23 protein-coding genes and 1 pseudogene are annotated in these 21840 nt (G+C 63.0%); 12 read left to right on the top strand and 12 right to left on the bottom strand.

Annotated features, from left to right (window positions below; translation table 11 throughout):
* Window position 1 precedes the first annotated feature (1 nt).
* Genes V1273_RS20460 through V1273_RS20445 form a run of 4 tightly spaced genes read right to left on the bottom strand, consistent with a single transcriptional unit; the run spans window position 2 to window position 4143 of the window.
* Window positions 2–1165: an MFS transporter gene (locus tag V1273_RS20460; protein WP_334410688.1), complete on the bottom strand. Its 1164-nt coding sequence runs from the start codon at window positions 1163–1165 to the stop codon at window positions 2–4.
* Window positions 1162–2328, bottom strand: coding sequence for an MFS transporter (locus tag V1273_RS20455; protein ID WP_334412247.1), 1167 nt, complete (start codon window positions 2326–2328; stop codon window positions 1162–1164). Before V1273_RS20455 ends, V1273_RS20460 begins: the two co-directional genes overlap by 4 nt.
* A gap of 45 nt (window positions 2329–2373) precedes the next feature.
* Window positions 2374–3744 carry an NAD(P)-binding domain-containing protein gene (locus tag V1273_RS20450; RefSeq protein ID WP_334410687.1) on the bottom strand — a complete coding sequence of 457 codons (1371 nt, stop codon included), beginning with the start codon at window positions 3742–3744 and terminating at the stop codon, window positions 2374–2376.
* A gap of 57 nt (window positions 3745–3801) precedes the next feature.
* Window positions 3802–4143, bottom strand: a complete 342-nt coding sequence (locus V1273_RS20445; RefSeq protein WP_334410685.1) for an ArsR/SmtB family transcription factor — start codon at window positions 4141–4143, stop codon at window positions 3802–3804.
* Between the two features lie 127 nt (window positions 4144–4270).
* On the opposite strand from V1273_RS20445, the gene V1273_RS20440 reads away from it, so the two are divergent.
* The 5 genes from V1273_RS20440 (at window position 4271) to V1273_RS20420 (ending at window position 7581) form a co-directional block, all read left to right on the top strand.
* Entirely contained in the window at window positions 4271–4633 is a 363-nt protein-coding gene (locus V1273_RS20440) for an ArsR/SmtB family transcription factor (protein WP_334363099.1), read from the top strand.
* Complete coding sequence (locus tag V1273_RS20435; protein ID WP_334363098.1) at window positions 4626–5153, top strand: arsenate reductase ArsC; 528 nt, start codon at window positions 4626–4628, stop codon at window positions 5151–5153. Before V1273_RS20440 ends, V1273_RS20435 begins: the two co-directional genes overlap by 8 nt.
* Entirely contained in the window at window positions 5153–5851 is a 699-nt protein-coding gene (locus V1273_RS20430; protein ID WP_334410684.1) for an MIP/aquaporin family protein, read from the top strand. The genes V1273_RS20435 and V1273_RS20430 overlap by 1 nt, the downstream gene beginning before the upstream one ends.
* Window positions 5848–6249 (top strand): arsenate reductase (glutaredoxin), encoded by a 402-nt coding sequence (arsC, locus tag V1273_RS20425; protein ID WP_334363095.1) that lies wholly within the window; start codon window positions 5848–5850, stop codon window positions 6247–6249. The genes V1273_RS20430 and arsC overlap by 4 nt, the downstream gene beginning before the upstream one ends.
* A gap of 72 nt (window positions 6250–6321) precedes the next feature.
* Window positions 6322–7581, top strand: coding sequence for an adenylate/guanylate cyclase domain-containing protein (locus tag V1273_RS20420; RefSeq protein ID WP_334410683.1), 1260 nt, complete (start codon window positions 6322–6324; stop codon window positions 7579–7581).
* Here the strand turns inward: V1273_RS20420 and V1273_RS20415 are convergent.
* Complete coding sequence (locus tag V1273_RS20415) at window positions 7578–8792, bottom strand: multidrug effflux MFS transporter (RefSeq protein WP_334410682.1); 1215 nt, start codon at window positions 8790–8792, stop codon at window positions 7578–7580. The two genes, V1273_RS20420 and V1273_RS20415, sit on opposite strands and share 4 nt — an antisense overlap.
* A 242-nt stretch (window positions 8793–9034) precedes the next feature.
* A complete protein-coding gene (locus V1273_RS20410) occupies window positions 9035–9253 on the bottom strand; it encodes a hypothetical protein (RefSeq protein ID WP_334410681.1) in 219 nt (72 codons plus the stop codon).
* Between the two features lie 163 nt (window positions 9254–9416).
* Here V1273_RS20410 and V1273_RS20405 point away from each other — a divergent pair, with 163 nt between their 5' ends.
* Window positions 9417–10223, top strand: coding sequence for an alpha/beta fold hydrolase (locus V1273_RS20405; RefSeq protein WP_334412246.1), 807 nt, complete (start codon window positions 9417–9419; stop codon window positions 10221–10223).
* A 271-nt stretch (window positions 10224–10494) separates the two neighbouring features.
* Here V1273_RS20405 and V1273_RS20400 read toward each other — a convergent pair whose 3' ends face one another.
* The 3 genes and pseudogenes from V1273_RS20400 to V1273_RS20390 form a co-directional block, all read right to left on the bottom strand.
* On the bottom strand, window positions 10495–11739 hold the full coding sequence (locus tag V1273_RS20400; RefSeq protein WP_334410680.1) for an MFS transporter: 1245 nt from the start codon (window positions 11737–11739) through the stop codon (window positions 10495–10497).
* Window positions 11740–11939: 200 nt separating this feature from the next.
* Entirely contained in the window at window positions 11940–13964 is a 2025-nt protein-coding gene (locus V1273_RS20395; protein WP_334410679.1) for a peroxidase family protein, read from the bottom strand.
* Between the two features lie 203 nt (window positions 13965–14167).
* Window positions 14168–14623, bottom strand: a pseudogene (locus V1273_RS20390) (flotillin domain-containing protein); the annotation flags it as partial.
* 85 nt (window positions 14624–14708) lie between these two features.
* On the opposite strand from V1273_RS20390, the gene V1273_RS20385 reads away from it, so the two are divergent.
* Entirely contained in the window at window positions 14709–16097 is a 1389-nt protein-coding gene (locus V1273_RS20385; protein ID WP_334410678.1) for an Nramp family divalent metal transporter, read from the top strand.
* A 141-nt stretch (window positions 16098–16238) separates the two neighbouring features.
* Here V1273_RS20385 and V1273_RS20380 read toward each other — a convergent pair whose 3' ends face one another.
* The 3 genes from V1273_RS20380 to hemB form a co-directional block, all read right to left on the bottom strand.
* Window positions 16239–17015 carry an arginyltransferase gene (locus V1273_RS20380; protein WP_028345684.1) on the bottom strand — a complete coding sequence of 259 codons (777 nt, stop codon included), beginning with the start codon at window positions 17013–17015 and terminating at the stop codon, window positions 16239–16241.
* Between the two features lie 184 nt (window positions 17016–17199).
* A complete protein-coding gene (locus V1273_RS20375) occupies window positions 17200–17772 on the bottom strand; it encodes an RDD family protein (RefSeq protein ID WP_334410677.1) in 573 nt (190 codons plus the stop codon).
* A 153-nt stretch (window positions 17773–17925) separates the two neighbouring features.
* Window positions 17926–18987, bottom strand: coding sequence for a porphobilinogen synthase (gene hemB / locus V1273_RS20370; RefSeq protein WP_334410676.1), 1062 nt, complete (start codon window positions 18985–18987; stop codon window positions 17926–17928).
* A gap of 211 nt (window positions 18988–19198) precedes the next feature.
* Between hemB and V1273_RS20365 the strand changes: the two genes are divergently transcribed.
* The 5 genes from V1273_RS20365 (at window position 19199) to V1273_RS20345 (ending at window position 21833) form a co-directional block, all read left to right on the top strand.
* Window positions 19199–19672, top strand: a complete 474-nt coding sequence (locus V1273_RS20365) for a DUF6163 family protein (protein WP_334363085.1) — start codon at window positions 19199–19201, stop codon at window positions 19670–19672.
* Window positions 19673–20098: 426 nt separating this feature from the next.
* A complete protein-coding gene (gene ldtR, locus V1273_RS20360) occupies window positions 20099–20614 on the top strand; it encodes a transcriptional regulator LdtR (RefSeq protein ID WP_028345688.1) in 516 nt (171 codons plus the stop codon).
* A 264-nt stretch (window positions 20615–20878) separates the two neighbouring features.
* Window positions 20879–21103 (top strand): hypothetical protein, encoded by a 225-nt coding sequence (locus V1273_RS20355; protein ID WP_334381998.1) that lies wholly within the window; start codon window positions 20879–20881, stop codon window positions 21101–21103.
* 32 nt (window positions 21104–21135) lie between these two features.
* On the top strand, window positions 21136–21357 hold the full coding sequence (locus V1273_RS20350; RefSeq protein WP_334363083.1) for a hypothetical protein: 222 nt from the start codon (window positions 21136–21138) through the stop codon (window positions 21355–21357).
* Between the two features lie 119 nt (window positions 21358–21476).
* The gene (locus V1273_RS20345; RefSeq protein WP_334363081.1) at window positions 21477–21833 is read left to right on the top strand and encodes a DUF6152 family protein; all 357 of its coding nucleotides are present in this window, start codon (window positions 21477–21479) and stop codon (window positions 21831–21833) included.
* Window positions 21834–21840: the final 7 nt, after the last annotated feature.

Below are 21840 nucleotides of genomic sequence, written 5' to 3'. Positions count from 1 at the left end.
CTCACGTCTCAACTGGCAGCTTCGGCGATCCCTTTCGCAGCAGAAACAGCGCCAGCAGTGCCGAGATGCTGAGTGCCGAGGATACGATCAGCACCCGCGCGCCCATGGCTTCGATCAATAGGCCGAACAGCAGCGGGGCCGCGGCCTGCGCCATCCGTGCCGGTGCGCCGATGATGCCGAGGCGATAGCCGTAATTCTCCGGGCCGAAAATCGCGAGCGGCAGCGTGCCGCGCGCAATGGTCAGGATGCCATTGCCGGAGCCGTGGAACAGCGCGAACACGCTGGCCGCGCCGCCGCCGGCCAGGCCGAGGATGGCGGCGCCGATCGGGTGGGTGATGCAGGCAAGCCTGGTCGAGACCAGCGGATGGTAGCGGCTGAGAAAGCCCGCCTCGAAGATCCGCGCGGCCACCTGCGCCGGGCCGATCAGCGCGCCGGCGAACACCGCCTGCGCCGTGGTCGCGCCGGCCGCTTCCATGATGCGCGGCAGATGTGCCGCCATCGCGCCGGTGACGGTCCAGGCCGCGGCGAACACGAAGGCGAGCACGATCATGGTGCGATCGATCGGGATATGCGGCTTGACGGCTGCCGCCACCGCCGCCTTCGCGCCCTTTACAGCCGGCAGCATCAGGAGGTTGAGCGGCAGGCCGATCAGGATGTGCGCTGCCGCCCAGGCAAAGCAGGTGTTGCGCCAGCCGATGGTCTCCAGCCCCCATGCGGAGAGCGGCCATCCCACGGTCGAGGCAAAGCCGGCGAGCAGCGTGATGCCAGTGATTGAGCGCCGTGCGGCGTCGCCGTAGATGCGGCCGAGCGCGGCGAAGGCGGCGTCATAGAGGCCGGCGCCCATGCCGACGCCGAGCAGCAGCCAGGCGATGACGAGCATGGGGATGGATGATGTGAAGCCGAGCAGCGCCAGCCCGGCCCCCAGCACCAGATTGGATAGCGACAGCACGGAGCGACCGCCGACCAGGTCGATCTGCCGTCCGACACGCGGGCCTATCAGGGCCGAAATCACCAGCGAGGCGGAGAAAGCGGTAAATATCCAGGTCGAGGATATGCCGAGATCGCGCGCGATTGGGTCAGCGAGGATCGCCGGCAGGTAGTAGCTCGAAGCCCAGGCCAGGGTCTGTGTCGTGCCGAGGGCGAGAATGATGGGAAGCTGGTTCACTGGACCGTTTCTCTTCTAGACCACAGCAGCGCCAGCGGCCCGAGCAGGGTGCCCGCTGCCAGCACCGCGAACGCCGCCATCCAGGCCGATGCATTTTGCGGCCCGCCGGTCGCATCCAGCGCGACGCCCACCGCCCAGGCGCCGAGGGCGGACAGGCTGAAGCCGACGGTGGAATGCATCGCCATGGTCGCGCCGCGATGGCTCGGGTCTGCTGCCATCGACATGCCCGAGGTCAACGCGCCGGAATCCGCTGGGACCGTGATGGCATAGACCAGCATCAGGGGCAGCAGCAGCCAGGGTGACTTGTCGGCGAGCACGCCGATCAGAAGCGCCACGGCAGCGGAAGCGAGCATGACCGCCGTGATGGCCCGGTGGCGGCCGAACCGGAGCGCGAATTCATTGCCCAAAATGCTCGCGGGCATGGCGAGCAGGGAGAACGCCACGCTCACCACCACCGGCGTCAGGATCGATGCATCCGAATGCCTCGCGGCGACAAACGTCCAGAACGCAACGATCCACGTCCGGATGCCGTAGAGTTCGAAGCAATGCGCGCCGTAGCCGAGCACGAAGCCCATGGCTTTGCGATTCTGAAACACCGGGGCGAAATCCAGAAGCCGGCCCGATGTCGGTTTCGGTTCGATAGGCCGCAGCAGAAAGCAGACGGTGAGCATCATCAGCGGCCCGGTAGCGGTGACAAAAAAGGCACTCCGCCAACCCCAGGCTTCTGCGACGAGCTGCGAAACCAGGAATGACAGGCCGACGCCGAACGAGAAGCTCGACGTATAGAGCGTGATGGCGCGGGATGAGTCGCCGGACGCGAGACGGTCCGTCAGCGCCTTGAGGCCGGGCATGTAAGCGCCGGCGAAGCCGATGCCGGCGATCGCGTTGAAGAGGGCGCCCGACCACAGGCCGGTGGCAAAGGCGCCGAACAGCAGCGTGCCGAGTGCGCTCACCGCCGAGCCGGCGATCAGAATTTTGCGCGCGTCGATGCGGTCGGTCAGCGTCGCCAGCACCGGCACGGTCAGCATATAGCCGGCGGCGCCCGAGCCTGCCAGCAGGCCTGCCTGCGCGCCGCTCAAGTGCCATTCGGGAATCAAGAATGCGGCAAGGATGGAAGGTACGACGACGTGCGGGAGCAGGCTGCCGAGCTGCCCTACACACATCGCAACGATGACGGATCGGCCTTCCAGCGAAATTCTATTCACTCCTCATGTCGAGGACGCGCAACCACATCCCGATTTGCCTTGTTGCTTTGCTTTTTCATCCGCGACGCAACATGCGTCAACATCCGATATTGCGGGGCCGCCACAGCAATTGCCGGTATCTGGCGCGAGCGAGCGGCTGCAGACGCCGGTCTCGGGCAGCACCAGTTCGACTCGCTCTGCGGCAGCTCGGTCGCCGGCGATGTCGGCCGCTATCGAGCGCACCTGTTCGTACCCGGCGAGCATCAGGAAGGTCGGTGCGCGGCCGTAAGCTTTCATGCCGGCGAAATAGAAGCCGGGCTCGTCCTGCGCCAGCTCGCGGGCGCCGTGCGGACGCACCGTGCCGCAGCTATGCTCGTTCGGATCGATCAGTGGCGCCAGCGCGACCGGACATTCGATCGCAGGATCGAGCCGGATGCGCAACTCGCGCACGAAGTCGAGATCGGGGCGGAAACCCGTCGCGACGATCAGTTCATCGACCACGGCCTGCCGGGCGCGGCAGCCGGACAGGGCGCCGACGACGAGGCGAGGGCCGTCGGCTACGAGATGCGAAACGCGAAATTCGCTTTCGACCTTGATGCTGCCTGCCGTCACCAACGCGGCAAAGGCCGCGCCCAATTCACCGCGAGCCAACAGTTTGTCGTTCGCGCCGCCGCCGAAAGCCTTTGCCGGATCGCTGCCGCGCAGTAGCCAGATCGGCCGGGTGCCCGGCACCTGGTCCGCAAGCTTCGCCAGATCGATCAGCGTACCGATCGCCGAATGTCCCGCGCCCAGCACCGCGACGGTCTTGCCGGCATAGCGCGCGCGTTCCTTGCCGAGGACGTCGGGCATCCCATAGGCGATCTTGTCGGCGGTATCAGCCTCGCCAATGGCGGAAAGGCCGTTGGCGCCTGCAGGGTTCGGCGAATGCCAGGTGCCGGAAGCGTCGATGATCGCGTCGGCCTTGACGACTTTCGGACCTTGTCCGTTCTGGTAGCGAATTTCGAACGGCGCCTTTTCTCTGCCTTTCGATTTCATCCTGTCGAAGCCGGCCCGGCTGATCGCGGTGACGCGGCTCGATGTGCGGATGTGGGGCCCGAGCGCCGAGTGGGTCGCGAGCGGTTCGAGATAGCGCTCCACCATCTCCATGCCGGTCGGATACTGATCCGGTTCGGGAGAATTCCATCCGGTTGCCGCCAGCAGCCGCGCCGCCGCCTTGTCGACATTGTATTCCCAGGGTGAGAACAGTTGGACGTGGCCCCATAGCCGCATGGCGTGGCCGACCTTGTCGCCGGCTTCCAGCACGATCGGCTGCAGCCCGCGCTCCAGCACATGGGCGGCGGCGGCAAGGCCGACCGGCCCGGCTCCGATGATCGCGACAGTCCTGGTTCCACTCATGGCATTCTCCTATAAAACTAGAAATATCGAAAATACAGTTCGAAAAAGCGCAACGCGCTAAGCCGCGGTCTTGGCATTGGTCTCGGCTTTGATCTTGGCATCGGCGGTTTCGGCGCTTTCCGTGCAGCATTCGGCGACCAAGAAACCCACCAGTTCCCGCATCACCTCGTAGTTGGCGTGGCAGATCAGCGTGGTCGCATCGCGCACCTGGGTGACGAGGCCGACCACCACCAGCGCCTTGATGTGGTGGGAGAGGGTCGAGGGCGCGATTTTCAGTTTCTCCTGCAGGCGGCCGACGGCAAGTCCGGCGCCGCCGGCGCGGATCAGCGCACGATAGATCTTGAGCCGGGTCGGATTGCCCAGCGCTTCCAGATGGGCGGCGGCGTCATCGAGTTTCATGCGGGCATCATGGCATGCACATCGCCAACTCGTCAACGGTATTTCCAGAATTATCGAAATAGCGGGCACGCCTACAGCGGCAACAGTAAAAGTTGACACGCCCCGATATATCGATAAGTCTGGATATATGGAATCCGAACAAGCCATTTTGGCGCTAGCGGCGCTGGCGCAACCGACCAGGCTCGACGTGTTTCGGCTATTGGCGAAACACGAGCCGGAGGGATTGCCTGCCGGTGACATCGCCAAGGCGCTCGCCGTGCCGCAAAACACCATGTCGTCGCATCTGGCGATCTTGTCGCGTGCGGGGCTGGTTACAGCGCGCCGCTTCAGCCGCTCGATTGTCTACCGCGCCGATCTGAAGGCCTTTCAGTCCGTCGTGCTGTTCATGCTCAGGGATTGTTGCGACGGGCGGCCCGAAATCTGCGGTCCATTGATCGAAGACCTCACGCCTTGCCGCACCCCGAAGCCGAGGAGGAAAGCGCATGTCTGAACGCATCTACAATGTACTCTTCCTGTGCACCGGAAACACCGCCCGTTCGATCCTGGCGGAATCGATCCTGCGCAAGGACGGTCGCCGCAATTTTCGCGCCTTCTCCGCCGGCAGCCAGCCGAAGGGGACGGTCAATCCGTTTGCGATCAAGGTTCTCAACCGCCTCGATTACCCCACTGACGAATTGCGTTCGAAGAGTTGGGAAGAGTTCGCGCGGCCCGATGCACCCGTAATGGATTTCGTCTTTACGGTCTGCGACAACGCCGCCGGCGAATCTTGCCCGATCTGGCCCGGGCAGCCGATGACGGCACATTGGGGCATCGAGGACCCTGCCGCCGTCGAGGGCACCGATATCGAGAAGGAAGCGGCATTCGTCGCGGCATTCCGCTATCTCAAAAACAGAATTGCCGCCTTTACGAGCCTGCCGCTGCAAAGTATCGACCGCCTGTCGCTCGGGACCAAATTGCGCGACATCGGCCGCAACGACGGCGCGACGTCCGGCCAGGAGAAAGCCAGCTAATGTCCGAATTCGATCTGCCGCGCCGGCTCGCTGCCGAAGCGCTCGGGACCGCATTGTTGGTCGCTACCGTAGTCGGCTCCGGGATCATGGCCGAGACCTTGACCAAGGACGTCGCACTCGCGTTGCTCGGCAATACGCTGCCGACCGGTGCCATCCTGGTCGTCCTCATCACCATTCTCGGTCCCATTTCCGGGGCCCATTTCAATCCGGCGGTATCGCTGGTTTTTGCGCTCAGGCGCGAGCTGACGCCGCGCGAGGCGCTGCTCTACGTCGCTGCGCAAATCGCGGGCGGGATTGCCGGAACCATGCTGGCGCATGCGATGTTCGCGCTGCCGCTGCTCGATGCCTCGCTGAAAATGCGAACCGGCGGCGCGCAATGGCTCGCCGAAGCCGTCGCGGCGTTCGGCCTGGTTGCGACCATTCTGGCCGGTATCCGGTTCAACCGCGCCGGCGTGCCGTGGCTGGTCGGCCTCTACATCACGGCGGCTTACTGGTTCACGGCGTCGACGTCGTTCGCCAATCCCGCCGTTGCCATTGCGCGCTCGCTGACCAATACGTTTTCGGGCATTCGCCCCACAGATCTTCCGGGTTTCATCGCGGCGGAAACCTGCGGCGCCATCATCGCGTTGATCTTCATGGGCTGGCTGCTTCGTGAAAGCGACAAGGCGCACGCAGTGTTGAAGGAGGCGCAACCATGAGCGTCACGATCTATCACAACCCCGCCTGCGGCACCTCGCGCAACACGCTGGCGATGATCCGGCAGAGCGGCGAAGAGCCCGAGGTGATCGAGTACCTGAAGACGCCTCCGAGCCGCGCCCGGTTGGTCGAACTGATCAAGGCGCTGGGCATCTCGCCGCGCGAGCTGTTGCGCGAAAAAGGCACGCCCTATGCCGAGCTTGGCCTGGCCGACCCGAAATGGAGCGACGACGAGCTGATCGATCTCATGCTGAAACATCCGATCCTGATCAACCGGCCGATCGTTGTGACGCCAAAGGGCGTCCGGCTGTGCCGGCCGTCGGAGCTCGTGCTCGACCTGCTCGACAACCCGGTCGAATCCTTCGTCAAGGAAGACGGCGAGGCGGTGACGCGGAAGTAAGCGCTTGATGTCCCGGGGAACGCAGGCGGCCAGAGCCTTCCGTCTGTCACCATTGCACGGCATAATAGCCCCATGGAGCTCACCCCCCGTCTGCGCCTGATGAACTGGCTGGTCGGCCAGGGCCTCACCGGCCTGCCTCAAAACGACCTGATCCGCGGTTTCTGCGAACGCTGCTGCGCCGAGGGGCTTGGCCTGTCGCGCGGCATGGTCTTCATCGACACGCTGCACCCGATTTTCGAGGGCCGCGGCTTTCGCTGGAACGACGCCGAGACCAACGAAAGCGACGCGTTCGAATATGGCTCGACCAACGAGGGCGAAGCCGCGGAGGCCTGGCGCAGTTCGATCTTCTACTACATGCTCCAGAATGGCCATGAAGAGCTGCCGCTCGACCTCGCCAATCGCACCTCCTACAACTTCAAATTCATGGGCGAACTCGCCGAGAAAGGTCACAAGCATCTGGTCGCCTATGTGCACCAGTTCGGCGAGGCCGGCACCATGGGACAGATGGACTGCGTCTATTCCTATTGGGTGACACGGCGCGACGAGGGGTTTGGCGCGCAGGGGCTCGCGGCGCTCCGCGATCTCGTGCCGGTGCTGGGGCTGGCGATCAAATCTGCGGCGCAGGCTGACATCACCAAGACGCTGGGCCGGGTCTATCTCGGTCGCGACACCGCCGAGCAGGTGCTGCGCGGCCGCATCACGCGCGGCGTCACCGAGCGGATCAACACGGTGCTGTGGTTCTCCGACCTGCGCGGCTCGACGGCGATCAGCGAGAGCATCGATCCCGGCGAGATCATCCCGTTCCTCAACGATTATGCGCAGGCCTCGATCGACGCCATCCATGATGCTGGCGGCGAGGTGCTGAAGCTGATCGGCGACGGCGTGCTGGCGATGTTCACCCATGAGAACATAGCAAAGGCAAACCGCGCCGCGCTGCGCGCCGAACATCGCTTCCGCCGCAACATGAGGACGCTGAACGCCCGCCGCACGGCCGAGAACCGGCCAGTCACATCAGCCCATGTTGGCCTGCATGTCGGGGAGGTCTTTTACGGCAATATCGGCAGCGACGACCGGCTCGACTTCACGGTGGTGGGGCCTGCCGTCAACGAGGTCAGCCGCATCGCCTCGATGTGCCGCTCGGTCGACCGCGAATTGCTGATGTCGTCGGCGTTCCGCGGAGGTCTCGATGCCGCGGGGCGAAACTACCTGGTCTCCACCGGCCGCTACGCACTGCGCGGCATCGGCCGAGCGCAGGATCTTTACACGCTCGATCCGGATATTGCGGCGGACGAGGTGGTGGCCGGGAAGTACGAGCGATATCTGGTGTCCTAATTTGGTCTCGCTCGCCGTGTGTAAAGCGCCACGGCCACCAGCGAAAACACCATCAGAACTACGCCAAGCGCGAATAGCGCATCGGGGGAAATCGTCGCCGCGAGCCAGACGCCGATTGCGGCTGTCGTCATCTGCGAGAAGCCGATGAGCGCTGATGCCGCGCCCGCTTTGTCGCCGAACGGGGACAGCGCCTGCGCCGTGCCTAACGGGCTGACGATGCCCATGCCGAGCAGGAATACGCTCATGGCCGCAAGAAACGGCAGGAAGGAGGGGGTGTATAGCGAGACCAGCAGCATCGCGAGACTGCCGGCTGCGGCGGCGAACAGCCCGCGCCGGATCGAACGATCGAGCCCATAGCGTGGCGCCAGCCGGGTCGCGAGCATGCCGGCGGCGAACACGATCAGCACCGTGCCCGCAAAGAACAGACCGAGTTGAATATGCGTAAAGTGCATCGCTTCGATCAGGACGCGGGGCGCCGCCGAGAAAATCGAGAACAGAGCGCCCAGGATCAGGCTGACGGTTGCCGCCGGCACCACGAAGCGGCGGTCGCGGAGCAGGGCGAGGTAGGTTTTTGCGATCGCCTGCGGATCGAGCGGGGTGCGTGTTGCGAGGTGGGTCTCGCCAAACACCATGCCGTAGGCGAGGGCGCCGAGCCCGGCGAAAGCCGCGAGGAATGCGAATTCGGAGCGCCAGCCGAAAATGTGGTCGAGCGCACCGCCGAGCAGCGGCGAGAAGCCGGGTGCTGCCGCCATCGCGATCATGATCAGCGCCATCGCGTGGGCGAGTGCCGCGCCGGAAAACAGGTCGCGGGCAATGGCGCGGGACAGCACCGAGGTGGCGCAGGCGCCGGCCGCCTGGATGACACGGCCAATCAGCAGGCTCGGCAAATCATTGGCGAGGCCGCACCAGAGGCTGCCGGCGAAGAAGACGGTAAACCCGATCAGGACCGGCCAACGGCGGCCATAGCGGTCCGAGATCGGCCCGACCACGAGCTGGCCGATCGCGAACACCGCGAGGAAGACCGTGATCGCTGCGGTGACCGCCGCGCTCGTGACGTTGAGCGACGCCGCCATCTGCGGCAGCGACGGCAGCAGGATGTTGGTGGCGAGCGTTCCCGTGGCGGCGAGGCCTGCCAGCACCGCGATCTGCAGGACAGTGGAAGAAGCTTCCGAACGAGGGCCAGTGTCGATTGCTGCAGTCTGGTCGACCATGAGGGTTCCCGCTTTTACATGAGATGACATATATCATATAAAGCGGCATCGGAAAGCACCAATGGGCTCCGGGCAGTGAGGGCGTGGACTCACGGCAAGACAGTCCGGCTCAATGTGGCCCGCCAAGGAGCGGGTCGGACGCTATGCACCCGAAAGCGGACCTATTATGCTCACCCTGAGCTTGGTCGTTCTTGACCAACCCATAGCGGACGTTGTGGTCCTGTCCGCACCGCAACCAATGTCTATCTTGAACGGCGCACGACCTCGATTGCTGCTTCGATTAGGGCTGCGGCAACCTCTTTGCCGAAGGCGTTAACGGTGATCGGACCGTCATCGGGCACACTGAGATCAAGGAGTGTATCCCCGCTGTCCGAAAGGACTTCCATGCGAATGCCGTCGAAGTCGACATCGCTCGCCCATTGGTATTTCACGGTACGGTCTTCGTATGTCAACGTTCCCATGCTGGGAGCTTATCATGTTTATGGGAAGTAAGCAGAAAGCGCCTAGAAGCGGACATTTGATTCAGTTAGGTCGCGGGGTGCTATATCGACCGTCAACAGTTTGTCGGGGTGATATCAGCGGCGGTTGCAGGTCTCCCTATCTCAAGCTTTGGGTCAAATCCGAATGGAATCATACGACGACGACCTTAAATGTTTCGAGGCGCATGGCGCTGCGCCCCTGCCCACCGCGATCAATCAAGGCTTTGTGGAACACGACGGTGCTCGAATCCGGTACGCGACGTACGGGTCGGGAGCTCCCGTGATCTTGCTGCATGGCGGCCTTGGGCATAGCGGCAACTGGGGCTATCAGGTTCCGGCGCTGGTCGCGTCGGGTTATCGCGCCGTGCTGATCGATAGCCGCGGCCATGGCCACAGCACGCGCGATTCGCGGCCTTTCACGTATGAGTTGATGGCGTCCGACGTTCTGGCCGTGATGAATGCGCTGCAAGTGGACAAGGCAGCCGTCGTCGGATGGAGCGATGGCGCCTGTACCGCTTTGATCCTCGCCATGAAGGCCGCCGAACACGTTGCGGGCGTGTTTTTCTTCGGCTGTAACATGGACCCCAGCGGCACAAAAGAAATCGAGCCCAGCCCGGTTCTCGACCGGTGTTTCGGGCGGCACGCCAAGGACTATGCCCAGCTATCAGCCACGCCGGACCAGTTCGACGCATTGGTTGAAGCTGTCGGCCAGATGATGAAGACCGAACCGAATTATTCTGCAGGCGAGCTCGCCCACATCCATGTGCCTGTTGCGATCGTGCAGAGCGAGCACGACGAGTTCATCAAGCCCGAACATGCCGAATATCTTGCACGAAGTATCGCGACAGCGGAATTGAAGATCCTGCCTGGTGTGAGCCATTTCGCGCCGCTGCAAAGGCCGAGGCAATTCAACAGCGTCATGCTTGCTTTCCTCCGCAAGGTTCTTTCTTGAAGGAAACAATACGCCTCGGTGCCTTGAGCGGACATTAGTCAGTCGCTTAATGAGAACACGCCCTAAAAACCGTCATTGCGAGTGAAGCGATCTTTCTATGCTTGCTGCGCAAGCTTCGTAGGGCTTCAGTTCGCCGCAGCGCTTTAGCGCGAAGGCGGAAGCAATCCAGGGCCGCAAGAGAGGCTGGATTGCTTCGTCGCGGAGTTTATCATCGGGCCGGCCGAAGGCCGGACCCGGTGGCTCCTCGCAATGACGGTTTTCGACCAGACGGCTAGCACCGCGCCGGCTCGCCCACCATCTCCGGCTGTCGCGCCAGCGAGACTGCGGGCGATAGCAGGATCACCAGCGCCTGCGCCGCGAAGATGGCGGCTGCCATGTAGAGGCAGGCTTCTGCGCCATAGAGCCCGCCGACGATGGCGCCCAGCGCCGAGCCGAGCGGACGGGCGCCGTAACTCATGATGTTGATGGCGGATACGCGCCCGAGCAGCGACGGCGGGGTCACCGATTGGCGCAGTGTGGTGGTCGAGATCACCCACAGGATCGGGCCGGCGCCGAGCAGGAAGAAGCTCAGCGCCGCGAGCCACGGCGCCGGCGCGATCGTCGTCAGCGCCATGATGGCGGCGGCGACGAATCCCGTCACCGGGCCGAGCCCGATCACGGTGCCGAAGGCCAGCCGCTGCATCACCCGCGTGGCAGAGAGCGCGCCCGCCACCATGCCGACGCCGTACATCGCAAGCGTTACGCCGACGCCGGTGGCCGATAGGCCGAGATGGCGAACGGCGTACGGCACGAACACCGCAAGCAGCAGGAATGACGCCGTGTTGAAGATGAACTGCGTGATGAACACGGGCCGCAGCAGCGCGTGATGCAACACGAACGCGGCGCCTTCCCTGATCTCCTGCAAAGGATGGCGGCGCGGGGCAGGGGCGCGTGCCGGTTCGTAGATGCCTGACAGCAACACGACGGCCATCACCGACAATGCGGCGGCAAAGCCGAAGGCAGGCGCGGCCCCGACCCATCCGACCAGCACGCCGCCGAGCGCCGGACCGCTCGCAAACGCCACTGTGCGCGCCAGTTCGATCCGTGCGTTCGCCGCGGGCAATTGCTCCGAATTGACCAGCGATGGCACCAACGCGGGCGCGGCGACGCTGTAGGCCACGGTGCCGCAGACAGCGACGAAGCCGAGTAGCGAGAGCAGCGGCAGCGTGATTGCGCCAAGCCAGATCAGCAGCAGCGTCGCCGCAAGCGCGGCCGCCCGCAGCGCTTCGGAGGCCGCCATCACCCAGCGCCGCGAGATGCGGTCGGCAAGGAGACCGGCGGGAATCGCAAACAGGATGAAGGGCAGCGTCAGCGCGGTCTGCAACAATCCGGTCTGGCCTTCGCCAACACCAAGCAGCAGCACCGCAACGATGGGCGCTGCGGCCAGCGCAATCTGTTCGGCCGATTGCGCGGCGAGGTTCGACCAGGCCAGACGGTTGAAGGTCGCGGGCAAGCGCGGTGTCGGAGCGGGTGACATGGCAAAATTTCCTGACAGATTCGATTTGATCCATTGTCCGGCCCGAGGACGATCAAACCCACCCGTTTCCCGACAACCTCTTCCAAAAACAAAAACCTCCACACACGAACGTGTGGAGGTTTCATGACCGGGCTGCCAGAACGCGGATGCCCGGCAAAAATGATCGCTCCAATCCGCAGAAGTTGTTTCGTGAATTCGTGTCAAACGTCGAACAGGAAATCGTGCTTTGTCAGTTCATGCGGCCGCACGCTGGTCAGTTCGATCCGGTCGTCGCCGACCTGAACCACCGTATTCCCGTGGTCGCCCCAGATCCTCACGTCGCGAAAGTCCAAACGGCCGGCATTCTCAAACACCAGCATGTCGACGCCCGGATCGAAGTCGGTGATCTCAGCCTTGGTGGATCCGAAATCAAACACGAAGCGATCCGCGCCGTCATTCCCCGTCATCGTCTGCTTGCCGGTTCCGGCGAACAGATAATCTCCCTGCGGACCGCCGATCAGCGTGTCGCTGCCATCGGAGCCGATGACGATCTGGCGGGCTTCGGGATCTTCGGACTCTACGCCGCCGGCAAGGCCGGTATGCCGCGCATAGGTGACGAAGACGTCGTCCTGGATATGCTCGGTATCGGTATTGCGCAGAATGATATCTGCCAGCGTCGTGCCTTTGATCTCGGCCAACGTCTTGGCATCAAATCCCTGATTTTCGAACCAGAACCGGTCGCCATCGCGCAACGCCTCGAACTGCATCGTGATGATGGCCTGGAAGGTCTCGCCGGCGAGCGCGCCAGCGACATGATTTTCAGACAAGCCGCCGGTCCACAGGCCGACGTTGTTGACATTGCCGTAAGCTGCTTTCAGTCCGGCCAGCGTCTCCGGGTCGCTCGTGATCTGGCTGAAATCCGTGTAGGGCTCGAGGCCGAGTGCCTCACGGGTCTGGTTGAGCGTGCCGAGGCCGAGGTCACGCGCGCGCTGGATGTTGATCGCGGCGAGATCCATCGACACCGGTGGATCGAAAAGAAAATTGCGCAGGTCGTCGACGATGCGCGCGTCGAGTGCTTGTGATGGATCGGCGGCCAGGTGGCGCAATTGTCCATCGGCGCCGCCATTGTCGTTGAAGTTTGCGGCCGGCTGGAAGAATACATCCTTCAGGTCTTCCTCGGAGCCGGCGATGACTTCGCCGTTTTCCGCAAGGCCTTCGGTTTCGCCCGACACGATCGAATGTCCGAAGCGGAACGCCGCGGCGACGAATTCCAGCGACAGGTGGGGATCGGCGCTGGGGTCGTAGCCGTCGTAGGGCGTTAGCGCATTCTTGCCGACGAGGTTAGGCAGGAACTCCGAATAGGTGATGTTGGCGATTTCCGCCGTCACGATAGCGCGGGCGTGATTGTAGAGTTGGTCGCCGCTCCAGTTCGGGTGCTCGAGGTGCAGTTTGTCGACCCAATAATTGTGTTCGCGCACGAATAGCGTGTGCAGGGCGGTGAGCGCCGGATTCTCTGCGGCGCGGACGTCTCCGGCCACGACCATGCCGTCGACGATCGGCAGGTTGTTGCCCTGCGACGTCAACATGTGGCCGTCAGCGGTGCGCAGGCTGGCGGCGGTCGCGGCGCTGGACCCATAGACCATCGAAGCGTCCAGCCAGGCGGTATTGGAATTGAGCGCCATCGCTGGATTGGACGTGCCCGCGCCGGTCGTGGGATCGACGATCGCGCGGGTGATCGGAATGATGGTGCCGGCGGGGAGCACAGGATCGCCGGCGGGAACCACGACGCTGACATCGCTGACGCCGTCCGTCCGGGTCAGCGTCATGTCGTGATCGATGAATTGGCCCCAGGCGTACATGAAGGCGGATACACCTTCCGGGTTCGCCACATCAGGGTCGCCGGCGCCGACCACAAGATTGCTGATGGTGCGCGGATTGTTGCCACCGAGCGGGACGGAGATGCCGTCGGCAAAATGCGCCTCGCCGATACGTCCGAACTCAGTGCCGGCAGCGTTGAGGGTGGAATCGGATTGATTGTTCTGCGAACCGTCGAAGCTGCGGTACTCGATTTTTACCGGCGGCGGATCCGGCTGGCACGGCGAACCGTGAGGGCCGCCCTGGTGCTCACCCGGGCCATGCGAGCCGTGCGGTCGGTGCGGCACATGAAAGTGGCCGAGAAAATCGCCGAAGTGAAAATCGTCGTTTCCGTCTTGGTGTGCCTCCCAAGTCCGCTTGAACTGACGCATCCGGATGCTCCCTCAGTTGCAATTGCGAATTAGTTGCAATTGGTGTCACGAATGAGAGGCATTTGCAATAAGGAAGTGCGGACAGCCCGTAGCCCGCGTGCTTCCCGACGACCGACAGGAGAGAACGACTCCAGGAAAAAGGCCCGCCGCGCGAATGGGCGGCAGGCCTCGATCTGAACGGCGTTTTGGCTGCTTCTGTTCGACTACGATTTGGGCCCGAGCGTCGCCTTGCCCGTTCCCGAGATGGTCGCCGGCTGCGTCGCCAGCTCATCATCATCTACAGCGGAGGGCAATTCGGCCGGACTGGCGAGCTGCGGCGCGGCCAGCGCGTTGGTCAGGCTGGTCAGCGCGTCCGGACCAGCGGCGAAGCCGCCTTCGGCGAGGATCTTGTCGATGATCGGCTTGAACGCCGAAACCGACAGCAACTGCGCGGCAAGGCCATCGCCCAGACCAAGCCCGTTGCTATGGCCGTTCATCGCGCCATTGCCGCCGCCACGGCCGAGCAGGCCGCCGGTGTCGAAGATCCGGATGTCGGAAATCTTCTCGATCGGCTTGACCGCTTCGGCCAGCGCGTTCGGGATGATGTTGATGCGCGCCAGGGTGAGATCGTAGTCGACCATCGCCTGAGAGAGCTTGTTGCGCGCTTCCGCCTTCAACGCCCGGATCAGTGGTATCATTTTCGTGATCACCAGATGCAGTTGCAAATGAGTTGCAATAAGGACGAAGATCGGCCATCTTGCTGAAATGGATGCGCGCACGCCCGAATTGGGCCCGGAAGCCAAGGGTTTGCTGATGGCCGATACGACCGCCTCCGGTTGGCGCGCTGACGCCGCCGCCGACGCCCGGCTGAGCCTGCCCGAGGTCAACTCCACGATCCTGGTGCCCTTTGGCGGGCATTGGTCGCGCCGGCTGCTGGCCTTCCTCGGCCCCGGCTATCTGGTTTCGGTCGGTTACATGGACCCCGGCAATTGGGCCACTGACCTCGCGGGTGGTTCGAAGTTCGGCTACACGCTGCTCGCGGTCATTCTGCTGTCGAACCTGATGGCGATCCTGTTGCAGGCGCTCGCCGCGCGGCTTGGCATCGTCACCGACCGCGATTTGGCGCAGGCCTGCCGCGCCAGCTTCTCGCGGCCGGTGAACTTCCTGCTCTGGGTGGTCTGCGAAGCGGCAATCATCGCCTGCGATCTTGCCGAGGTGATCGGCACAGCGATCGCTCTCAACCTGCTGTTCGGCATTCCCTTGATCTGGGGCGCGCTGATAACTGCGCTCGACGCCTTCCTGCTGCTCCTCCTAATGAACAGGGGTTTTCGCTTCCTCGAAGCCTTCGTCATCTCGCTGCTAATTGTGATCGCGATCTGCTTTTCGATTCAGATCGTGGCTGCGGCGCCGCCGGTCGCTGCCGTCCTGAAGGGGTTTGTGCCGTCGCCCGAGATCGTCACCAATCCGGAGATGCTCTACATCGCAATCGGCATCATCGGCGCTACCGTGATGCCGCATAACCTTTATCTGCATTCCTCGATCGTGCAGACCCGCGCCTATGAGCGCAACGACAAGGGCCGCCGCGAGGCGATCAGATGGGCGACCACGGATTCGACCATCGCCTTGATGCTGGCGCTGTTCATCAACGCCGCGATTCTGATCGTTGCCGCCTCCACCTTCTATTCGAGCGGACGGACCGAGGTCGCCGAGATCGGTCAGGCCTATGAATTGCTGTCGCCGCTGCTCGGTCTAGGCATTGCCTCGACGCTGTTCGCGGTGGCGCTGCTCGCCTCCGGCCTCAATTCGACGGTAACGGCGACGCTGGCCGGCCAGATCGTGATGGAAGGCTTTTTGAACCTGCGGCTGCCGAACTGGGCGCGGCGGCTATTGACCCGCGGCGTCGCCATCGTTCCGGTCGTGATCGTCACCGCGCTCTATGGCGAGCGCGGCACCGGCCAATTATTGGTATTCAGCCAGGTCGTGCTGTCGATGCAATTGCCGTTCGCGGTGATCCCGCTAGTGAAGTTCGTTTCCGACCGCCGCAAGATGGGCAAGTTCGTCATCCCGCGCACAGTCGCCGTCGTGGCGTGGATCGTCGCCGGAATCATCGTGGCGCTGAACGTGAAGCTGTTGTTCGAGGCGTTTTTCGGCTAACCGCGCCACGCGGCTGTCATCGCCCGGCTCGATGTGCGGACCGAGCGACCTAGTACGCCGCGGCCTCTCGATTCAATCACTGATGTCTCTGGAATACTGGATCACCCGCTTTCGGCTTTCGCGGGTGATGACAGCAGAGGGTCAATCCTGCGGCTCGGACAGCATTTCGCCCGTCGCATCCACCCGCAGCCAGCCTGACGGCGCCAGCCGCTGCTGCGGCAGGAAGCGGCCCTTGTAGTCCATCTTCTTGGAGCCCTCGATCCAGTAGCCGAGATAGACGTAAGGCAGCCCGAGCCGGCGCGCGCGGGTGATGTGATCGAGGATCATGAAGGTGCCGAGCGAGCGGCTGTGCTGCGACGGCTCGAAGAACGAGTACACCATCGACAGCCCGTCGCTGAGCACATCCGTCAGCGCCACCGCGACCAGTTCCTCGCCGCGGCCGGTGATGCCGGTGTCGACGCCGCGCTTGCGGTATTCGATGATGCGGGTCTCGACATGGCTGTCTTCCACCATCATCGCGTAGTCGAGTACGGTCATGTCGGCCATGCCGCCATGGCGGTGGCGCCTGTCGAGGTAGGCGCGGAACACGGAGTATTGCTCCGACGTCGGCACCGCGCTGCGCTGCTCGCCGACAATGTCGGCGTTGCGTGCCAAAACTTTCTTGAAGTTGCGCGAGGGGCGGAATTCGTTGGCGATGACGCGCACAGAGACGCAGGCCCGGCACTGGTCGCAGGCCGGGCGGTAAGCGATCGATTGGCTGCGGCGGAAACCGCCATGGGTCAGGAGGTCGTTGAGGTCGCCGGCCTTGTCGCCGACCAGATGCGTGAACACCTTGCGCTCGTGCCGGCCCGGCAGATAGGGGCAGGGCGAGGGCGCCGTCAGGTAGAATTGCGGGGTATCACGCGAGTGTTGGGTCACGTCGGGTCGTCACGCCTCCGAAACAAATCAACCATAGCGCTTTCCAACGCAGTAGACACCGGTTCGCGTTAAGAAAACGCATCGGAACGAAAAAAGCGCCGGCCCGGCCCCGATTTCATCTTGGGGCCCGACCGGCTCTAACATCGCGCCCGAAAGGCGGGCGGTCAAATAGTTTGCTGCTCGCTCAATAGCTGCTGCGTGGCGAAGGAACTACCTGGGTACGAACCGAGCTGTTGATGACCACGGTTCCCAGGATGAAGTCGTGCAGCAGCCGGCGACGGCTGTTGAACAGGCCGACCAGCAGCACCAGCGGCGTCAGGAATGAGATCGAGACCCAGTACAGCACGGCATGGCAGGCACCGAGCACGAAATAGCCCGGCTCGCCGTACCAGGTGCGCAGCTCCAGATCCATCGCGCGCATGCCGAGCGTCGCCGAATGCGGGCCGCCGATCGAGGTACCGTAATAGACGATCGCCCACACGATGGTGGCGGGCCACGCCAGCCAGAACAGCATCCAGCCGAGCCCGAGCGTGATGATGCCGAACAGGCCGATGAAGATGTAGCCGAGGATGACGGGCACCGACAGCACGACGAGGTCGATCAGGAACGCAAATACCCGCCGCGTCAGCACGCCGCGAAACAGTTCCGGCTGCGAATAGGGATCGAACGCATGCGGCGGCACTCCTCCGTCGTTCCGCCAGCCGCCGCCAGCACTTTGAGGACTGCCGCCAGTATTGCCAGAGCCGCTATAAGACATAGTCCGTCCTCCAGGCCGATATTCCAGACCGTGACATGGGAACCGGCCGCGCGCTCGCCAAGGGCCTGCGACCATTAACAGCGAGCAATATTGAGCGGCGAATGGCGAATAGTGAGTGGCGAATAGCGACCAGGAACACCCATTCGCTACTCGCTACTCGCCCTTTCTCAACTTCTCCGCGGCCTTCGGCGCAAAATAGGTCAAGATCCCGTCCGCGCCGGCGCGCTTGAAGCCGAGCAGGCTTTCCATCATCGCGCGGTCGCCGTCGATCCAGCCATTGGCCGCGGCTCCGGCGATCATCGCGTATTCGCCGGATACCTGGTAGACGAAGGTCGGCATCGCAAACGTGTCTTTCACGCGCCACACGACGTCGAGATAGGGCATGCCGGGCTTCACCATCACCATGTCGGCGCCTTCGGCGATGTCGAGCTCGACCTCACGCAGCGCTTCGTCGGAATTGGCGCTGTCCATCTGGTAGGTGCGCTTTTCGCCGGTCAGCGTTTTGGCGGAGCCGATGGCGTCGCGGAACGGGCCGTAGAAGGCGCTGGCGTATTTCGCCGCATAGGCCATGATCTGCACGTCGAGAAAACCTGCCTCGTCCAGCGCCTCGCGGATCGCGCCGACGCGGCCGTCCATCATGTCGGACGGCGCGATGACGTCGCAGCCGGCTTCCGCCTGCACCAGCGCCTGTTGCACCAGTACCGCCACCGTCTCGTCGTTGAGGATTTTGCCGTCCTCGATCAGCCCGTCATGGCCGTGGCTGGTGAAGGGATCGAGCGCGACGTCGCACAGCACGCCGATCTCGGGGAATTCCTTCTTGATCGCGCGCACCGACTGGCAGACCAGATTGTTCGGGTTCAGCGCCTCGGAGCCGTGCTCGTCGCGGAGCGACGGCTCAGTATAGGGAAACAGCGCGATGCAGGGGATGTTCAGTTTTACCGCGCGCTCGGCGTCGCGCACCGCCTGATCAACGGTGAGGCGGTCGACGCCGGGCATCGAGGCCACCGGCGTGCGCGTATTGTGGCCGTCGGCCACGAACATCGGCCAGATCAAATCATCCGTGGTCAGCACGTTTTCGCGCACCAGCCGCCGCGCCCATTCCGCCTTGCGGTTGCGGCGGGGGCGGATGGTCAGGTCGAGCGGGGTGGAGGCAAGCGCCGTCTGCCGCCGCGGTGCGTCGCGCATTTCGATCGGACGCCCGAACTTGATCGCCATGTCAACGGTACTCCTTGAGGCGGCGGGAAGGTTTTGATTTGTTCCAATTCTAGCACCTTGCCGCTGCCGCGTCACCGAGCCTTGATCTATCTCATCGGCAATTGATTTTACCGTCTCGCCGGGCCAAGACATCAGGCCATGAGGAGATTCCAGCACGCATTGCGACCCGGTTGCGAGGCCAGCCCCCAGATCAGCTTCCGGGTCGGCTTCCATGTCTGACCTTTCGGCGCGCGATCAGGGGCGGGACCATGCCAGGGACAATGCGATGTCCATGGCGGCGATGTCGTCGGAGCGGATCGAGCCCGACGACAATGTGTGGACGCGTCGGCTGGTGCTGTTCCTGCGCATCATGGCGGTCGTGTCGATCATGAAGGGCCTGTACCACTGGGCGCAGGTCACGGGTTTCATCGGCGGCGAGGAGGAGGCGTTCGAAAACCAGTCGATGGCCTGGCAGACCGCGACCGTATATTTCGCTGTCATCGAACTCGTCGGCGCCGTTGGCCTGTGGCTCGCGACGCCTTGGGGCGCGGTGGTGTGGCTCACCACGGTGGTGTCGATGGCGGTGATCGAGCTGATGTTTCCAGGCATCTATGGCGGCAGCCTGACGGTGGTGGCGCTGGAGGCTGTGATGCTCGGCGCCTATCTCGCCCTCGCCTGGATGGCCGCGCGCGAGCGCCCGCCGTAGGACGTCTGTCCCAAAGGGAGCAGAGTGGCAGCATCCTTCAACTCTGTCAGTTTTCCGCCATAATCCATCCGCGTGCAGAATCCGCGACGCGATCCCATACAATTTTCAAAAAGTTTTTCTGTAACGATTTGGTCACCGTTAAGGGCCGTAAAGGGATCTTACGCGAGCGTTTCGATTTCAGACGCACCTGTTTCCGAATGCGACAAGGCTTGCAGACGAAGCGTGAACAGGGCGCTTCCAGCGTCAATGAAATGTTGCAAAAAGCCTTGATCCATGGGGCTTAATCCACAATTCACTCTGTTAAATTCATGATCTCTTTATTGTCTTATTTAAGCGGATCTTCAATCCGCCCCCTTAAGTTGAGGCTATCAGGCGGGACAGAAGTTTCGTCGAAATAAGTCGAAAAACGACGACAGGGGAAGTGTCATGATCAAAGCCGTTGCAACGGCGGTGGAAACCGCTGAACGCTCTGCCGGTCAAACTCCGGTGCAGCCGCTCTATCTGGAAGCGTTGACTTTGGTCGAACGGCTGCATCGCCGGCTGCTCGACGTCATCAAGGACGAATTCGATCGCCGCGGCCGTGCCGACATCAATTCAGTGCAGGCATTGCTGCTCTATAACATCGGCGACAAAGAGCTGACCGCGGGCGAACTGCGCACGCGCGGTTATTACCTCGGCTCCAACGTCTCCTATAACCTCAAGAAGCTCGTCGAGCTCGGCTTCCTCGATCATCAGCGCTCTCGCGTCGATCGTCGCTCGGTCCGCATTCGCCTCACCGCGCAGGGCCAGGAAATCCGCAAGATCGTCGATGCGCTCTACCAGAAGCACGTCAAGACGGTGGAGCAGGTCGGCGGCATCTCGAATGAGGAGTTCGCGACGCTGAACAAGTCGCTGCACCGCCTCGAGCGGTTCTGGACCGACCAGATCCTGTATCGGCTCTGAGAATTCCTAAGCCGGCCGCCTAGAAGACCGGTAGCCAACAAGCTGACAAACTGGCAAGGCAGTGAGCCCTGCTCAACGCGCATCGGCGCCGGTCTTCCGGCTCCGGTGCGCTTTTTTTGAAGGAAAATCCTCCGCATTTCCGGGCAGCTATCGTTGTTTCCTAAAGAGAAATTGCGATTTCTCGCATTGGAACCATCTTCTTCTCGCGGTGGAACCATCTTCGCACCTGCGAATTATCGGCCCGGCCACAAGACAGGTGAGGGCATGCTGGTCGAGCGCGGAATTCAGGTCATGAATTTTGAGGTGGTGGGCGATGCCTACGCGATCGCCTCAAACTACCTTCGCAAGAGCGGTGCCATTGCCGATACCTTGGTCACCGACGAGCGATTGCTCGCAATCATCGTGAAGCTGTTCCGGCGCGGCGAATTCAACACGCTCAGGCTCGCCAACAAGGCGATCGCCACGTTCGAAGCACGCGCATTGGTCTGACGATCACCCGCTCACGCAACTCAGGAGAATCCATGGAAGCCGCGATCGAACGGATCATGCAGACCTATGACCTGCTTCTGAACTGCAGCGCCGCTGCCAGCGACGAGGCCCGCGCCAAGGTCACGGCCTATCTCACCACGCTGGTCGAGGCGGGCGAGAATGATCCGCACCGGCTGACGGTGTGCGGGCTCACCTATCTACGCCAGCTCGATGGCAGCAACGATCCGGTGAAGGCGGGGTATACGGGATTGTAACGAAAAGACGCCTTGCAGCCGCGGCTTGACGCGAGCGCAGACCCGGCGCCTCCGAAGCAAGTCTTGCTGCCTCGCGCGCCCCGCCATAGATTTGCGTCTCTGATCGACGGAGGCTCGCCATGACCTCACTCACGCGTCGTTTGTTTCTGTCGCTGGCGGCTGGCCTTGTGCCGGCTTCCGCCATCGCCCATCACGGCTGGGGCGGCTACGATACGTCGAAATCGTTCACCGTGACCGGCAAGATCCTGAAATCGACCTTCGAGAACCCGCATTGCGGGATCGAGATGGAGGTCGACGGCAAGCACTGGCACTTCGTCCTGGCGCCGCCGTCGCGCATGCAGGCGCGTGGGGCAACGCGCGAGCTGATCGCGCCCGGCAAGACCTGCACCGTGTTCGGCTATCCGCACAGCAGCAAGCCGGACGAGGCGCGGATCGAATATATCGTGCTCGACGGCAAGCGCATCGAGTTGCGGTAAGCCGCAA

Source organism: Bradyrhizobium sp. AZCC 1721 (assembly GCF_036924715.1).
Taxonomy (GTDB): Bacteria; Pseudomonadota; Alphaproteobacteria; order Rhizobiales; family Xanthobacteraceae; genus Bradyrhizobium.
This window is presented reverse-complemented; position numbering and strand designations above follow the sequence as displayed.

Coding starts and splice junctions, on each gene's coding strand:
- V1273_RS20455 (WP_334412247.1), bottom strand. CDS start 2,328: ATGTGTGTAGGGCAGCTCGGCAGCCTGCTCCCGCACGTCGTCGTACCT.
- V1273_RS20450 (WP_334410687.1), bottom strand. CDS start 3,744: ATGAGTGGAACCAGGACTGTCGCGATCATCGGAGCCGGGCCGGTCGGC.
- V1273_RS20445 (WP_334410685.1), bottom strand. CDS start 4,143: ATGAAACTCGATGACGCCGCCGCCCATCTGGAAGCGCTGGGCAATCCG.
- V1273_RS20440 (WP_334363099.1), top strand. CDS start 4,271: ATGGAATCCGAACAAGCCATTTTGGCGCTAGCGGCGCTGGCGCAACCG.
- V1273_RS20435 (WP_334363098.1), top strand. CDS start 4,626: ATGTCTGAACGCATCTACAATGTACTCTTCCTGTGCACCGGAAACACC.
- V1273_RS20430 (WP_334410684.1), top strand. CDS start 5,153: ATGTCCGAATTCGATCTGCCGCGCCGGCTCGCTGCCGAAGCGCTCGGG.
- arsC (WP_334363095.1), top strand. CDS start 5,848: ATGAGCGTCACGATCTATCACAACCCCGCCTGCGGCACCTCGCGCAAC.
- V1273_RS20420 (WP_334410683.1), top strand. CDS start 6,322: ATGGAGCTCACCCCCCGTCTGCGCCTGATGAACTGGCTGGTCGGCCAG.
- V1273_RS20415 (WP_334410682.1), bottom strand. CDS start 8,792: ATGGTCGACCAGACTGCAGCAATCGACACTGGCCCTCGTTCGGAAGCT.
- V1273_RS20410 (WP_334410681.1), bottom strand. CDS start 9,253: ATGGGAACGTTGACATACGAAGACCGTACCGTGAAATACCAATGGGCG.
- V1273_RS20405 (WP_334412246.1), top strand. CDS start 9,417: ATGGAATCATACGACGACGACCTTAAATGTTTCGAGGCGCATGGCGCT.
- V1273_RS20400 (WP_334410680.1), bottom strand. CDS start 11,739: ATGTCACCCGCTCCGACACCGCGCTTGCCCGCGACCTTCAACCGTCTG.
- V1273_RS20395 (WP_334410679.1), bottom strand. CDS start 13,964: ATGCGTCAGTTCAAGCGGACTTGGGAGGCACACCAAGACGGAAACGAC.
- V1273_RS20385 (WP_334410678.1), top strand. CDS start 14,709: ATGGATGCGCGCACGCCCGAATTGGGCCCGGAAGCCAAGGGTTTGCTG.
- V1273_RS20375 (WP_334410677.1), bottom strand. CDS start 17,772: ATGTCTTATAGCGGCTCTGGCAATACTGGCGGCAGTCCTCAAAGTGCT.
- hemB (WP_334410676.1), bottom strand. CDS start 18,987: ATGGCGATCAAGTTCGGGCGTCCGATCGAAATGCGCGACGCACCGCGG.
- V1273_RS20365 (WP_334363085.1), top strand. CDS start 19,199: ATGTCTGACCTTTCGGCGCGCGATCAGGGGCGGGACCATGCCAGGGAC.
- ldtR (WP_028345688.1), top strand. CDS start 20,099: ATGATCAAAGCCGTTGCAACGGCGGTGGAAACCGCTGAACGCTCTGCC.
- V1273_RS20355 (WP_334381998.1), top strand. CDS start 20,879: ATGCTGGTCGAGCGCGGAATTCAGGTCATGAATTTTGAGGTGGTGGGC.
- V1273_RS20350 (WP_334363083.1), top strand. CDS start 21,136: ATGGAAGCCGCGATCGAACGGATCATGCAGACCTATGACCTGCTTCTG.
- V1273_RS20345 (WP_334363081.1), top strand. CDS start 21,477: ATGACCTCACTCACGCGTCGTTTGTTTCTGTCGCTGGCGGCTGGCCTT.